This is a genomic window from Paracoccus cavernae, assembly GCF_042430175.1.
Lineage (GTDB): Bacteria > Pseudomonadota > Alphaproteobacteria > Rhodobacterales > Rhodobacteraceae > Paracoccus > Paracoccus cavernae.
The window spans coordinates 34,943-49,338 of the sequence record NZ_JBHMDZ010000043.1; the positions used below are offsets into that span (position 1 = coordinate 34,943).

A 14,396-nucleotide genomic window follows, 5' to 3' on the forward strand; every position below is an offset into this window, starting at 1 on the left:
GGACTTGAGGATCGAGTGATCCTGAGCCGGTGGCGGGCGTCAGCGGCTCGGCCCCTCTGTTTGCTCCTGCCTGCCTACCCTTCCGGCACGGGCTTTCGCCCATCAGTGGAAATCGCGGCTCGGGAACAGGCGCTTGGCCTGTTCGCGCGGGTGGCGCGCGGCGGAGCGGCCTTTGGGCTGCGCATTCGGGCGCTGCGTCTCGCCGCCCTTTTCGGTCTCCGCCCCGAAAGTCTCCGCGCCCGAAGACAAGGGCCGTCCCAAGGCGCCAAGGCGGGAGGAGAGATCCTCGATCCGCTCTGCCAGAAGATGGGTGACCGCGCCCTCGTGCTGGAGGCGGCCCGTGACGCGCAGCAGCCGCCCCGTGACGACGGCGGTGCGGAAGGTCTCGTAGATCTTGCGCCAGACCACGACATTGGCCGTGCCGGTTTCATCCTCGAGCGTCAGAAACACCACGCCCGAGGCCGTGCCCGGACGCTGGCGGGTGATCACGAGGCCGGTGATCGTGACCCGTCCCGCTGGCCTTGCCGGCAATGCCTGATTGGGAAGACTTTCCGGCAGGCCCGCCCGCAGAAGCTCCAGTGGATGGGCGCGCAGGGACAGACGCATCGCCAGATAATCCTCGATCACCTCCTGACCCAGGGTCATGCGGGGCAGATGGACCGCAGGCTCGGTCCCGCCCTCGCCGTCCATGTCGAACAGCGGCAAAGGTCTGGGACCGCAAAGCGCCTTGGCCTGCCACAGGGCCTCGCGCCGGTTCAGGCCGGTATCGCCGAAGACATCGCCCTCGGCCAGACGGGCAAGGTGATCGGGGGGGATCCCCGCGCGCCGCCACAGGCTTTCGACATCGGGATAGCCGTTGCCGCGCGCCGCCACGATCCAGCGCGCATCCTCTTCGCGCAGGCCCTTGATCTGGCGAAACCCCAGCCGCAGGGCGAGCTCTCCATCCGCGCGCTGCTCGAGCGTGCAATCCCATTCCGAGGCATTGACCGAAACCGGCCTGACCTCGACCCCGTGATCGCGCGCATCCCGCACCAGCTGGGCGGGGGCATAAAAGCCCATCGGCTGCGCATTGAGCAGCGCGCAGGTGAAAATCGCGGGATGGTGGCATTTGATCCAGGCCGAGATATAGACCAGCCGCGCGAAACTGGCGGCATGGCTTTCGGGAAAACCGTAAGAGCCGAAGCCCTCGATCTGGGCAAAGCAGCGGTTGGCGAAATCGGCGTCATAGCCGCGCTCCAGCATGCCGCCGACAAAGCGCGCGCGAAAGCCGCCGATCGTGCCCATGCGCTTGAAGGTCGCCAGAGACCGGCGCAGCCGGTCGGCCTCGGCCGGTGTGAAACCGGCGGCAACCACCGCGATCTGCATGGCCTGCTCCTGAAAGAGCGGCACGCCATAGGTCCGCGCGAGCACCTCCATCATCGCGGGGCCGAGGTCTTCGACCAGTTCGAGGCCCTGTCTGCGGTTGATGAAGGGATGGACCATGCCGCCCTGAATGGGGCCGGGGCGGACGATGGCGACCTCGCAGACCAGATCATAGAAATTGCGCGGTTTCATGCGGGGCAGGAAGTTCAGCTGCGCACGGCTTTCGACCTGAAAGACCCCGATCGCATCGGCGCGGCAGAGCATGTCGTAGACCTTGCCGTCATCGGGCGGCACATTGGCCAGATCGCGATATTCGCCGCGATGCCGGTCCAGCAGCTCGAAGCTCTTGCGGATCGCGGTCAGCATGCCGAGGGCCAGAACATCGACCTTCAAAAGCCCCAGAGCGTCGATATCGTCCTTGTCCCATTCGATGATGGTGCGGTCCTCCATCGCGGCGTTTTCGATGGGACAATAATCGTCCAGACGCCCCTGCGTGATGACGAAGCCGCCGACATGCTGGGACAGGTGGCGCGGAAAGCCGATGATCTCGCCGATCAGGCGCAACGCCAGCTGCACCCGCCGGTCCGAGGGGTCCAGCCCCGCCTCGCGCAGGCGGTCCTCTTCCGGCGCGCGGGAGGAAGAGCCCCAGATCTGCCCCGAGAGCCGCGCGGTGATATCCTCGCTCAGCCCCATGACCTTGCCGACCTCGCGGATTGCGGCGCGGGCGCGGAAATGGATGACCACCGCCGTCAGTCCCGCGCGCTCGCGGCCGTAGCGTTCATAGATCCACTGGATGACCTCTTCGCGGCGCTCGTGTTCGAAATCGACATCGATATCGGGCGGCTCGCCGCGATCCTTGCTGATGAAGCGCTCGAAGATCAGCGTGATGCTTTCGGGGGGAACCTCGGTGATGCCGAGCAGGTAGCAGACAACGGAATTGGCCGCCGAGCCCCGCCCCTGACACAGGATCCCTCTGGAACGGGCGAAGGCCACGATATCGTGCACGGTCAGGAAATAGGGCGCGTAATCGACCTCGTCGATCAGGGCGAGCTCCTTTTCGACGCGGCTGACGATTTTGGCGGGCGGGCCGGCGGGATAGCGGCTTTGCAGCCCTTGACGGGTCAGTCGCGCAAGCCGCGCCTGTGCCGGTTCGCCGTTCAGCGCCTCGTCCGGATATTGATAGCGCAGCTGGCCCAGATCAAAGGCGCAGGCATCGGCGATTTCGATGGTGCGGCGGATGGCGGCAGGGACGCGGGCGAAAAGGCGGGCCATTTCCTCGTGGGATTTCAGGCGGTGCTCGCCATTGGCCAGACGCCTGAGACCGATCGTATCGATGGTGCAGCCCTCGCGCAGGCAGGTCAGCACATCGGCCAAAGGCCTGCGGGCCGAGCGGTGCATCATCACATCGCCCATCGCCGTCAACGGCAGGTTCAGCGCCTGCGACAGGCCCGACAGAAGCGTCAGCCGCTGCGCGTCGCGCCCGTCATAGACCGGAGCCGCGCCCAGAAAGCAGGCGCCGGGGAAATGGCGGGCGATCTCTTGCAGATCGGCTTCGGGCGGCGGGGTCTCAAGCGGATCGGGCGGCAGCGCGATCAGGATCATCCCCGCCCCCCAGTCGATCAGATCGGCACGACCGAGACGACATTCGCCTTTGGGCGCGCGGCGTTTGCCAAGCGTCAAAAGCCGCGTCAGCCGCGACCATGCGGCAAGATCCCTGGGCAAGGCGATCCAATGGACGGGACTGTCGGTCAGAACCAGCCGCGCACCGGCGATCAGCTTGGGCAAGGGCGCGGCCCCAAGCTGCGTTCGCGCGGGCGCCTTGCCGTGAACCTGCCGGCTCGAGCCGTCCCGACGCAGGGCCGAGCGGATCTGCGGGGCATCGGTTGTCCGCAAAGCCGCCCCTGCTGCACCTGACGCTGCATCCGCCCTCGCCCCTCCATCAGCCCCCGCCCCATCGCCGGCGGCTTGGGCGGCGGCCAGCTTTTCGGCCTCGATCTCGCGCAGGCGGGCCAGTTCCTTCAACGCCGAATAGGCCCGCACCACCCCCGCGACCGAATTGCGGTCGGTGATGGCAATCGCCTTCAGCCCCAGCTCGGCGGCGCGGGTGACCAGCTCTTCGGGATGGGAGGCCCCGCGCAAAAAGCTGAAATTCGAGGTCACGCAAAGTTCGGCATAGCCGCTCACAGGAATTCTCCCTGCACCGACCAACCGGGGGATTGCGGAGTGTGAAACAGCCACAAACGCGGGCCTTCGCGGGTCTCCACCCGCCAGTAATCGCGCATGCCCAGGCCCCATGCCGGATCATCCTCCCACCAATCGGGGGTGATGCGTTCGGGGCCATGGGCGCGCCATGTGTGAAACGCCATGCGCCGCCAGCGGAACGAAACCGGCGGGTGCCCCGAGACCGAGACCAGCTGCTCGGGCGCGAAAAAGATCACCGGACGTTTCGGCCCCGAACGGGCTGGCCAGAGGCTGGGCGGGCGATAGGCGGCAGGAACCTTGACGAAGCTGCGCTCGGGCAAGCGGCTTTCGACCGGATGGGCACGGATGACGGCACCAAAGCCGAGGCGGTTGCCCAGCTGCGAGATCAGATCGGCGAGATCATCCTCGGCCTTGGCTGCCTGATTGCCGATCTGCTCGGGGGCCAGAGGCTCGACCACATGGGCCTCGAGGCGCAAGGCTTCGATGCCGAAGCCGGAATCGGCCTCTTCGACATGACGCAGGAACAGGGCCGAGATGCGGGCGGGATCGCGCATGGGCCGCGCAAGGCCGATGTCGATGTGCAGGGTTTCGTGATCCACGCGCTGCAGATCCAGACGCAGACGCCGCGCCCCCATCTGCGCTTGTGCCAGCTTTGCGCAAAGCCGTTCCAGTAGCCGGTCCAGCCCCGCCATGACATCCGCCGTCAGCCCGATCGGCTCGGGCAGGCTGATGCGGACATCAAAATGCGGTGCCTCGGCAAAGGTCGCGATCGGCTCGGGCAAAAGGCCCAAAGCCTGATCCAGACGCTGCGCCGGTTGCGGGCCGAAGCGGCGGGCCATGGGGGCGCGGGGCTGGTCCATCAGATCCCGAATGCGGTTCAGCCCCATGCGCGCAAGGCTTTCCAGCAGATCATCGGACAGGCGCAGCGCCGCCAACGGCAGCGGGGCCAGCGCCTGCTCCACCCTGCCTTCCGCAATAACGCCGCCACCATGGCGCGCCAGTGCCCATGCCGCGCCTCGCGTCGGCGCGATGGCGGTTCGGGCGTCAAAGCCCGCGCGTTCGAGCCGCGCCTGCACATCCTCGCGCAGCGCCGCCTCGCCGCCAAGCAGATGCGCGGCCCCCGTGATATCGGCCACCAGCCCCTCGCCGCCTTCGAGCCCGACCAGCGGCGCATAGCGCAGCATCCAGCGCCGCAACCGTCGCAACCCCTCGGCCTCGAGGGCGGGATCGGCGGGCGCGGTCGACAGATCGGGAAAGACCGCGCGGGCATCGGCCAGAGGCATGCCGCGATGAAGCCCCAGCCCCGCCGCCGCGCTGTTGACGCAATGCAGCCGGTCGGAATTGCCCGCACGCGCGATCAGCGCAAAGGGCCCCGCCACGGGGCGCTTGCGCAACCAGAGGTCGCTTGCGAGCCTCGTAAATGCTATGACCAGCAGCCGTCGCGTCATCCCGAGCCACAACCCGACTTTAAGTGTTCCCTATTTGTTCTAGATAGGCCGGCAATGAGGCAAAGTCGAGTCCACCGCGCGGCCCTTGGTTGCAACCCGAACCGCGTCCGCAACCGGACCGCCGAGCCGGGCCGCCGAGCCGGGCCGGATCAGCGAACGCTGCGCAGGTCGGGGCCGAGAGGTCGAGGAGCCGGTCCCTGCGAGCCCGCCTGCGGCGCCACCCGATCCGGCACCAAACAGACACTGTAAAAGCACACCGGATTACACCGCCAAAGGCGCTTTGCTCACTTTACTTTAACATTGATTTGCCCGACAACTCACGCATGTTTACCATAGATCGTGTTTTGACGAATGCAGGATCACAGGCGCTCGAAGCCGAGCGTCGCAACCTGCGGATTGAACGCTCGACCGCATTTCTGCGTCGCCGTTTCCCCGACCGGATCGCCCATCTCGGCGACGGCGATCTGGAAGAATATACAACCGCGCATTTCGCGGGAATGGCACGGGGCGGGCTGGTTTCCGAACAGGACCAGCTCTCGGCGCTCGCGCCTGCAATTTACTGGGGGCAAAGCTGGTGGGATGACGACATGCCCGCCAGCATGCTGTCCCATGGCGGCCATTGGGAGGGACCGGCGACCCCGCGGGCCTTCCTGTCGCGCTGTCTGACCGGATTGGAGATCTGGCACAAGGCCATGCGCGCGGATCTGGAGAACCGCAATCGGGTCGCGACGCTGATGCAGAGCCTCTATTCCGACCAGCGCGCCATTGCCGCCCGCGGCACGGATCCGCACGTGTGGTGCGCGGAATTCGCGCCCGCGATCTGGTCCCTGATGGACGAGAAAGCCCGCCACAACCATACGACGCAGGCGGTGCGGAGTGCCGCGCGCGTCCTGCCCTCCTTTCAGGACGGCATCCTTTTTGCCTGTATCGGCTTGGTGCTTGGCGTCAACTTTGCGCAAAACCCGCTTTATCCGCAATTCGCGCGGGCCTTGGCGGGCGAAGAGCCTGACGGGGCCAGCAGTCGGCCCGAAGCCGGTGCCGACGCACGCCGGCTTGCATTGGGACAAGCGCTTGTCGCCTATTGGAAACAGATCGAGGGAGAGCCCGAACAATGATCCCCCCCGCGATTGCACAAGGCTGCATCGGCTTCTGGGCCGGCCTGACGCAGGGCTTTGCCGCCCCCAAGGTCACGCCCTTCTCTCCGCCAGCATCGCAAAACGGCTCGGGCCCGACCTCCGGCACGACCTCGGGGACCGCGGCAGGAAACGGGAGCGACTCGCTCGCCCGCGAAGTTCAGGAGGATGCCGCCAAGACAGGTGCCTCGGGCGACGGCCAATCGACCCAGACCTGCTGCCCGCCACCCGACTGGATGCCCATCGCTTTGGGCGAAAAAGGCGTGTCCGAATATGCGGGGGCCAAGATGAACCCGCGCATCGCCGAATATTTCAAGGCGGCGAAATTCTGGGGCAAGGACGATTCCGGCGCCGAAAATGCCTGGTGCGCCTCTTTGGTGGCCTATGTCATGAAAACCGCCGGATACGGCATCGCCACCGATGCCTTTCGCGCCCGCGAATGGGAGGCGCGCTGGCCGGACGGGCAAAAGGCCAGCCGGCCGGTTTACGGTGCGATTGCCGTGAAGACGCGCAAAGGCGGCGGCCATGTCGGCTTTGTCGTGGGCACCGTCCCCGGCAAGCCCGGATATCTGGCGATTCTGGGCGGCAACCAAAGCAACACCACCAATGTCAGTGCCTATCCGGCCTCCGATTTCCATGCTTTCATGCTGCCGAAGGGCTATGATTATTCGTGCTGCGTGCTCGAGGATTATAGCGGAAAGATCGGCGGGAAAGGATCTGAATCGTAATGTCCGGAGCCGCGCCATGAGAAACGTCCTTTTCGCCGCCGCACTATGCACGACCGCCCTGCCCGCCTACGCAGCCGAGGAACGCGGCATCGTCGTGCTGAGCGGCAATGTCTGGGCCGATGGTGCGCGCAGCTCGATCGAGGGGCGCGCCATGATCTGCGGCCTCAAGGGCCCGAGCTCGTTTTTGTCGCTGCGCACCGCCCCCGATCGCGCCTCGGTCGAGATCGCCAAGCTGGGCGAGATGGTGATCGTCGAGCTGACCGGCGAGGTAGAGGACAACTGGGCGAAAACCAAAACGGTGATCTACGAGGTGGCTCAGGACGGCAACCTTCTGCCCGAGGAAAACCGCGGCAGCCTGAGCATCGCAGGCTGGCTGCACAGCGATTATCTTTGCAATTACATGTATTGACGAACAATGAGTTACGGCCTGAATGCGCCGCTGCGCGCCAAAGAAAAGCAATGGCTGATCGAAGCCGAGCTGACCCGCGGCGCAGCGCCCCGCTCCGCAGCCGAGCCCGTGCGCGAATGGATGCGCATTGCGGTGCGCGCGCCGACCGAGGATGCGGCCCTGCAGCGCGCGGACAGCCATTTCGGCACCCCGCTTTCGGTGCGCCATATCGCTTTGGACAGCACAGCCTCGCTTGACGAAGAGGCCGAACTTTTGGCGCGGCTTTCCGACGGAGCCGCCCTCGTCGCGACCCCGCCGCGACCCGCCCGTGTCGCCGGTGCGCACCTGCCGGACCGGCTGGTGGTCGGCTCAACCGCCAAACCCCAACTCCGCTCCCGCCCCCAAGACAGCGGCATGGACCTTTTGCCCGATGCCGTCCGCGAGGCGGGCGCACAGGTCTACGCCGTTCTGGATGGTGCCTCGGTCTTCGGATTGGCCGAACGTCTCGAGGGCTCGGGGCTGGCGTGGAAATGCCTGTTTCAGGGCGAAGCCGCCCAGATCCATGCCGCGGCCGCGCCCTATCTCGTCGCGCTGCGCCCCGACAATCCCTTGACCGCGAAACTGCTGCGCCCCCTGCCCGACGGACGCGAGGCCAGCCCCTCATCGGCCCTGCAAAGCGGAATTTTTCTGGCAAGTCCGGTTTCGCTCGAAGGGGTGTGGCGTCATCTGCGCAAATTCACAATGCTCGAAGATCCCGCGCGCGGCGGGCGGGTCTTTTTCCGCTTCTTCGACCCTCTGGTTTTCCGCACGCTGGTCGCCAATCTCGCGCCCGATGATCTGGCGGCTTTTTGTCGCGGAATCTCGGCGCTGGCCGCGGTGAATGCCGAGGGCGGCTTTACCACGATCACGCGACAGGATGCGGCATCATGAGCCGCCGGATCCTGCCTGTCCCCGCCCTGCTCGATAGCCAGTTCGGAGAATTCCCGCGCCGCTCGGTTCCGCCCGAACTGGAGAGCACCCTTTTCGCGCCCGGAGCCGAGACCTATGCGATCATCGATGCCGGACGGATCGCGATGTTCGATGCCGAGACCCTCGCACAGGGCGCGCCCTTCGCCTGCCTTCTTGGCGGGGAAGCGGTCGAAAAGCTCGGAAACTGGGCGGCGTGGATCTTCCGGCTGGGCAAGGACGACCGGCTGACGCGGCAGCTCTTCACGATGGCGCAGGACGGGCGCGGCGGGCTCTGGCCCTTGCGCAGCGCGGTCTTTTTGCGCTCGACCGAAAACCTCGAGACGCTGCGCAGCCATTTGCGCCGCTTCACGCAAATCCCCGACGAGGCGGGCAAGCGCTATTTCCTGCGCTTTTACTGCCCCGATGCCCTGCCCGTCATTCTCGGGCATCTCGAAAATGATGGTGCCCGGCGCGAACGCTGGTACCGCCATCGCGGTAAAACCGTGGTCGAGAGCTACTGGATCCCCGATCCCGATGCTCCCGCGATGATCGTCCATCACCACGACGACACCCCGCCCGCCCATCCGGCAAACATCCCCTTCCAGCTCGATGCGGCCTACCGCCATATCATGGCCGAGATCCGCCGCATCCAGCAGCGCCGCAAGATTGCCGATGCGGTTCTGTTGAGCGAAGGCAATGCGCATGATCTGAGCGCGCATGACTGGCACCGGATTGTCGATGCCACCATCGATGCGGCATGGACCGCCGGCGTCGGGCCCGAGCGCGCGATGGCCTATATCGCGATGGGTGCTTTGACGCGCGGCCGCGCCGTTTCTGCCGAAGAAATCTCCCGGATCCTGCAGCTTCCCGACAGCCCCGGCCAGCAGACCGAACGGGCCCGCCGCTTTGCCGAAGGCGCGGAGCAGGCCCCTGTTATTCACGATGATTGGGTTTTACGCAGATGAGCGATTTCAAAACGACTTACGAGACCGGACAAAACAACGGCATCGCATCGCTGTCGGCTTCGGGCTCTGCCGCCGCGACCACAGCGCCCTGCGAACGCGAGGACATCATCTCGATCTATCCGGTCCGCATCGGCTGGGGCGATCTGAAAGGCGACGTCAACGGCGGCTTCACCTATCCCGCCAGCCTCGCGCCCTTCGCCTCCCCGAGCTCGCCCGCATCGACGGGTGGCTTTGCCTTGCGCCAGCTGCGCGGCGGACATGTCATGATCTATGACGTCAAGGAGCGCACCTGGTCGATCTTTTCCTATGCGCGCAACGCCACTCCGGCGGGCGGCAGCTTTACGCATTGGACGTGGAAGCCCGGCGACACCGATTGGCACCAGAGCGGCGCGGCGACGCCGATCGCTTTCGTACCCGACAGCGCGACCGAGATCTATATCTGCTTCATCGAACATCTGTGGTCGCGCGCCACATTCCAGCGCGCCCACAACAACGAGAACGGCTTTCGCGACAAGGTGATGCGGCGCGTCACCCTGACCGCACCCTCGGCCGCAACCTTTTCCGCGCCCTTGTCAGAGCTGGCGCAAAAGGTCGAGGAGTTCTCGCCCAACGGCCTTGTCCAGCCGCATGAGGACTGGCGCGTCCTGAGCGAAACTCCGGGTGCCAAGATCGATCCCGCAGCGATCCTCAACGTGCCGATGGCGAAGGGAAAGAAGGTCGCTCCGGTCATGATCGCGCTGCATGATCCGGCGGGTGTCGTCCTTGAGATGGCGATGTCGCATGCCAACCGCATGGCGATCCGCGCGCAATATCTCGAGGTCAACGCCTATGCGCTGACCACCGCCCGCGCGACGCAGGTCATGCAGAATTACGCCAAGCAGCAATTGCTCGATCCGCGCCTGTCCTATTTCAAGAAATACGCGCTCGAGAAATGGGGCGACGCGATCAGGCCCGAGCGCGACAGCTTCCTGATCGAGGCCGAGGAAACGCTCAAGAACTTCGAGGCCACGATCAAAGGGCCGCTCGATGCCTGGCAGAAATATTTCGAAATGGGCCTGCGCAGCCCCGATGCGACACCGGGTTCGCTCCAGACCCATCTTCTTAACTTCGACCGCACGCCGACCGACGGCCGCGATGTCGCGGGACTGGCGCGGTTCGCCCATGATTGCGTCGCCACGATCATCGGCTCGCAGGCGGGACAACAGCGGGTGTCCAAAGTGCTGATGGCACCGGACCGGTGGACCGAACAGCTCAATCCCGTGAAGGCCTTCATGCAGATCGTGGGCGCGGGGCTGACGTCGGTCAAGGAATACGCCAGCTACAGGACCTCGATCACGCAGGCCGCCGACGAGCTGTTGCGCGACATCTCCCTGCCGATGGCCTTCGAGATCACCAAGCTCGGGCGCGAGGAGCTTTTGAAGGATGTGAACATCGTCGGCAAGCACATCCACAACCGCACGGTGACGCGGGTTTTTGTGAATGTCGACGACGCGATGAAAGAAATCAACCGGCGTCCGCGCGAGACCTCCTCGACCGACAATCTCAACCGCAGCCACAGGGTTCACCACGTCCAGACGCCGCTTGGCTTGTACAAATATGACGGGATCGTCCATGTCGCTGGACCGGACGGGGTGGCAACGGTCGGGGCGGTCGCCTCCGGTTTCGGCATTCTCGCGAATTCGCTCAACATGATGGAGCTGATGGCGGCGACCGAGCGCTCCAAACTGAGCGGGATGGCGGGCGCGATCGGGAGCAACCCCTATCTCGGCCTCACCCTGACGACCATCGACACGATGAACCAGCTCTTCGAATTCACCAGCAAGCTGGCCGCAAGGGCCGGCATGGGAGAGGCCCGCGGCTACCAGATTTCCGGCAAGCTCAGCCGTGCCCAGTTGACGGCTTTGATGAAGGGCAAGACCGTCACGCAGGATCTGGTGAAAACCGTGGTCGCGCGCGGCGGCGAAGCGCCGCCCGTCACCCGCGTGGCTGCTGCGCCGCGCACCATGATGGCCACGGTCGGCGTCAAGGTCCTGAGCGGCGCGGGCATTGCGCTTGGTCTGCTCGACCTCTTCAACGCGGCGGAATCCTTCCGGCGGGGCGACAATATCGGCACGATGTCGAATATCGCTTTGGGCGTCGGCGCGATCTTGATGGCTTGGGGCGGCTTCGTCGGTCTTTCGACGGGTGCGAGCGTCGTCGGCGCGATTGCCGGCCTCATTTTGGTCATTCTCGGCGCGGTCCTGTCCTTCTTCGTCGATGATCCGGTGACGAGCTGGCTCAAGAACGGCTATTGGGGAACCTCCCGGTCCTATCTTTACTGGCGCGACACCAGCCGCGTCGCGTTCAGCGCCGCAAGCGGCTCGGCCCATCTCGGGCAACGCGACTACATCGTGCAAAAGAAGGCCGATTTCGATTTCCCCAAATATTTCGCGCGCGAAATGCAGCAGTTCAACGAATTCGTCTACTGGCCGCAAAACAGCCCCGACCCTGCCGCGATCACCTCGAACGACCGCAATTGGCTGGGAATCAAGATCCGCACCGCCGCTCCGGTCAGGGCCTATTCGGTCTCGTTCCGCCTGCCCAACTACATCCCGGGATATTCGGTCTTCACCGGAAAGATCATGGCGGTGGTCTTTGCCGATTCCCCGAGGCTCAGACAATCCGCGAGCAGCCGCTGGGATGTCTCGGACCAGTTCTGGGAAAGCGCGACCTATACGCAAGGCGATATCGTCACCGGAAGCTTCTTTCTGCGGGTGCCCGAGAACCAGAATGCGAGCACCTACGACGACATCAACTGGGAGCTGCTGCGGGTCGAACTGGACAAGGGTTGGCTCTACACGCCTCTGCCAGGCCTTGTGCTTCCGCGCAAATACAAAGATCACTTCTTCGGCGGCGAATGGGACGACAAGGGCAGTGGCGAGGGGGATGCGATCGTGATCAGTGGCAGCGCATGAACAGCGAAGATCTGCTGGTTTTCTCCGTCATCGGATTCTTCATTCTCGTCGGCGCGGTCGGGATCTACCTGCTCGCCCGGCTGGCCAAGCGGGACAGGGTCCGTTTGCTCTTGCGCAGAAAGACGCCGATGCCGCGCGAGCGTGGCGCGGGCTCGGCCTATGCTTTCGCCGCGCTGGCGGATTGGCAGGCGGATGCCGGAAGCGCACTGGCTTCGGTCCGCAAAAGCATTCCCGCCACCGGCCCCCATCTGCTCGCGCGCGACGCCGATGTCGCGATCCTGCGCAGCGCGGGAGACCACCTGCGCCGCATCGTCTTGGTCGTCTTCCTTTTCGTCCCGCTGATGGGTGCGAGCCTGCTCGTCTTGATCAAAAAGACGGCGCGCTTCATCCTCTATCCGGCGGATCGCGGCTATACCAGCATGGTTCAGACGGAAAGCGGCGTCGATGTCCAGCACCATGTCTACGACCTGATATTCGCCAATTACCTCCGCAGCCTGACCGACGATTTCCAGTTCTATTTCAGCGAGATCGCCATCCGGAATTTGGGCGGCCTCGGCAAGGCCATTCAGGCCTTCCTGCTGTCGGATCCGTTTTTCCTGAGCCTCTTCGTTGCGCTTCTGGTCCTGACCGCCGTGGTCATCGTGCCGCGAACCGCGCCGCCGCTGGCCTTCGACCGCAGGCGCGACATGATCTATACGGTCCGGCGCGGCCGCCTTTATGCGGCGCCTTGGTCCAAGGCGATGGTGACGATGGCGGCTATCGGGCGCAACACCTCTCCGGCTTTTGCGCTGGCGGATCGGGAGGGTAGCGGCGGCACCCGCTGGTTTTCCCTCGCCGCATGGGGCGATTTCCATTCCCCCGTTGATGACAGCCACCTCGTGAGCGTCATCGACCCTTCGGACCGCTGGGTCGCGCAACTGGAATGGCTCGAGGGTTTCAGGGCGGGTTCGCCCGATCTGCAAGGCAGCGCGCAGGCTCCGCAGCCGATGCGCCTGCTGCTTCCGCGCGAAGGCCGTCTGCCCGAGGGGCTGCCTGCGCGGTTGGACATGATCAAGCGCGAGAAAAAGCGGGACTGATCCGACGGCAGTCTAATCGCGGGCGACAAGGCCCAGATCCGCCGCGCCCTCGGGGCACCCTGCCCCCGAAGCCTATGGCGCAACCGGCTGCAATCAGCCCCGCTGTCCCGATTGTTTCGACCGCCCCGCAATCTCGGCGAAATTCAAAACCGCGCGGCTGCGGTTCGTGCGCTTCCACGCCAGAACCGTCTCTATCCGCAGCGAGGGCTCCGCAAAGGGACGCGCGGCGAGGTTCTTGCCCAAAAGATCGAGCAGGCTCGCGGGATAGACCGTCACCCCCAAACCGGCCGCCACAAGGCCGAGAATGCCGAGCGTATTGCCGGCCTCATGCGCCGGACTGAGCCAAAGCCCGAGCGCGCCGAAAATATCCTCGAGACGGTGGCGATACTCGCCCCAATCGGTGACATCGCCCAAAATCAGCCGCTGGTCGGCCAGATCGGCCGCGCGAATGCTCTCTTGCGCGAGCAAGGGGTGATCGCGGGGCGTCACGAGGTAAAGCGGATCCGCCTCGAGGGTGATGCTGTGGTAATCGGCATTGTCGTAGGGGCCGATCAGAAAGCCGATATCGATCTCGTCATTGGCCAGAGCGAGCTTTTGCTTTTGCGTATGCAGATAGCGCAGCTCGGTGCGGACCTTGGGATAAAGACGCTCGAATTCCGCAACCGTCCGCGGCATCACCCGCGTGGCCGAAAAGGACATGTAGCCCACCCTCACCCTGCCCTCGCGGCCCTGCGCGACCTCGGCGGCCCGAGCGATCGCGCTGCGGTAGCTGCCCAGAACCTGCGACGCACTTTGGTAAAGCGTGCTTCCTGCCGGTGTCAGCGAGACCTCGTGCGTGGTGCGCTCGAACAGGGCATAGCCGATATCGCCCTCGAGTTTGCGGATGCGGCGGCTGAGGGCCGACTGGTCCAGCGCCAAACGCTCGGCGGCGCGACGGAAGTTCAGTTCCTCGCCCAGAACGAGGAAGGAGCGCAGCAGGGTCGTATCGGGAAGATCGCGCATGACAGCCCTTTGGTAATGCATAAAGCGCATCAAGAATGGCTCAACCGTCAATTCAAAGCAACACGGCGGCATGACAGTTTTGCGTCATCGGACACAGCATTCTTCAAGGAGAAGAGAATGAGCGACGTTGACGCCAAGGAACTCGACCGTCTGTTGCAGCAGGCTTTCGATACGGCGAGCAAACTTTATC

The 14,396-nt window shown here is 64.9% G+C and carries 10 protein-coding genes; 7 read left to right on the forward strand and 3 right to left on the reverse strand.

Going from position 1 to position 14,396, the window contains the following annotated elements; all coding sequences use genetic code 11:
* Nucleotides 1-102 precede the first annotated feature (102 nt).
* Both ACFFUC_RS14015 and ACFFUC_RS14020 read right to left on the reverse strand, forming a co-directional pair.
* Complete coding sequence (locus ACFFUC_RS14015) at nucleotides 103-3,546, reverse strand: error-prone DNA polymerase (protein ID WP_377687237.1); 3,444 nt, start codon at nucleotides 3,544-3,546, stop codon at nucleotides 103-105.
* Complete coding sequence (locus tag ACFFUC_RS14020; protein WP_377687239.1) at nucleotides 3,543-4,958, reverse strand: Y-family DNA polymerase; 1,416 nt, start codon at nucleotides 4,956-4,958, stop codon at nucleotides 3,543-3,545. Before ACFFUC_RS14020 ends, ACFFUC_RS14015 begins: the two co-directional genes overlap by 4 nt.
* Before the next feature lie 377 nt (nucleotides 4,959-5,335).
* Here ACFFUC_RS14020 and ACFFUC_RS14025 point away from each other — a divergent pair, with 377 nt between their 5' ends.
* The 7 genes from ACFFUC_RS14025 to ACFFUC_RS14055 are packed head-to-tail and all read left to right on the forward strand — an operon-like array spanning nucleotide 5,336 to nucleotide 13,204.
* Entirely contained in the window at nucleotides 5,336-6,127 is a 792-nt protein-coding gene (locus ACFFUC_RS14025) for a hypothetical protein (RefSeq protein WP_377687241.1), read from the forward strand.
* Entirely contained in the window at nucleotides 6,124-6,873 is a 750-nt protein-coding gene (locus ACFFUC_RS14030) for a TIGR02594 family protein (protein WP_377687243.1), read from the forward strand. The genes ACFFUC_RS14025 and ACFFUC_RS14030 overlap by 4 nt, the downstream gene beginning before the upstream one ends.
* Before the next feature lie 16 nt (nucleotides 6,874-6,889).
* Nucleotides 6,890-7,282 carry a hypothetical protein gene (locus tag ACFFUC_RS14035; RefSeq protein ID WP_377687244.1) on the forward strand — a complete coding sequence of 131 codons (393 nt, stop codon included), beginning with the start codon at nucleotides 6,890-6,892 and terminating at the stop codon, nucleotides 7,280-7,282.
* Between the two features lie 6 nt (nucleotides 7,283-7,288).
* Nucleotides 7,289-8,191, forward strand: coding sequence for a DUF4123 domain-containing protein (locus tag ACFFUC_RS14040; protein WP_377687246.1), 903 nt, complete (start codon nucleotides 7,289-7,291; stop codon nucleotides 8,189-8,191).
* Complete coding sequence (locus tag ACFFUC_RS14045; RefSeq protein ID WP_377687248.1) at nucleotides 8,188-9,174, forward strand: DUF4123 domain-containing protein; 987 nt, start codon at nucleotides 8,188-8,190, stop codon at nucleotides 9,172-9,174. Before ACFFUC_RS14040 ends, ACFFUC_RS14045 begins: the two co-directional genes overlap by 4 nt.
* Nucleotides 9,171-12,128 (forward strand): toxin VasX, encoded by a 2,958-nt coding sequence (locus ACFFUC_RS14050; protein ID WP_377687250.1) that lies wholly within the window; start codon nucleotides 9,171-9,173, stop codon nucleotides 12,126-12,128. The genes ACFFUC_RS14045 and ACFFUC_RS14050 overlap by 4 nt, the downstream gene beginning before the upstream one ends.
* Nucleotides 12,125-13,204: a hypothetical protein gene (locus ACFFUC_RS14055; RefSeq protein WP_377687252.1), complete on the forward strand. Its 1,080-nt coding sequence runs from the start codon at nucleotides 12,125-12,127 to the stop codon at nucleotides 13,202-13,204. Before ACFFUC_RS14050 ends, ACFFUC_RS14055 begins: the two co-directional genes overlap by 4 nt.
* 93 nt (nucleotides 13,205-13,297) lie before the next feature.
* Here ACFFUC_RS14055 and ACFFUC_RS14060 read toward each other — a convergent pair whose 3' ends face one another.
* Nucleotides 13,298-14,206 (reverse strand): LysR family transcriptional regulator, encoded by a 909-nt coding sequence (locus tag ACFFUC_RS14060; RefSeq protein WP_377687254.1) that lies wholly within the window; start codon nucleotides 14,204-14,206, stop codon nucleotides 13,298-13,300.
* Nucleotides 14,207-14,396: the final 190 nt, after the last annotated feature.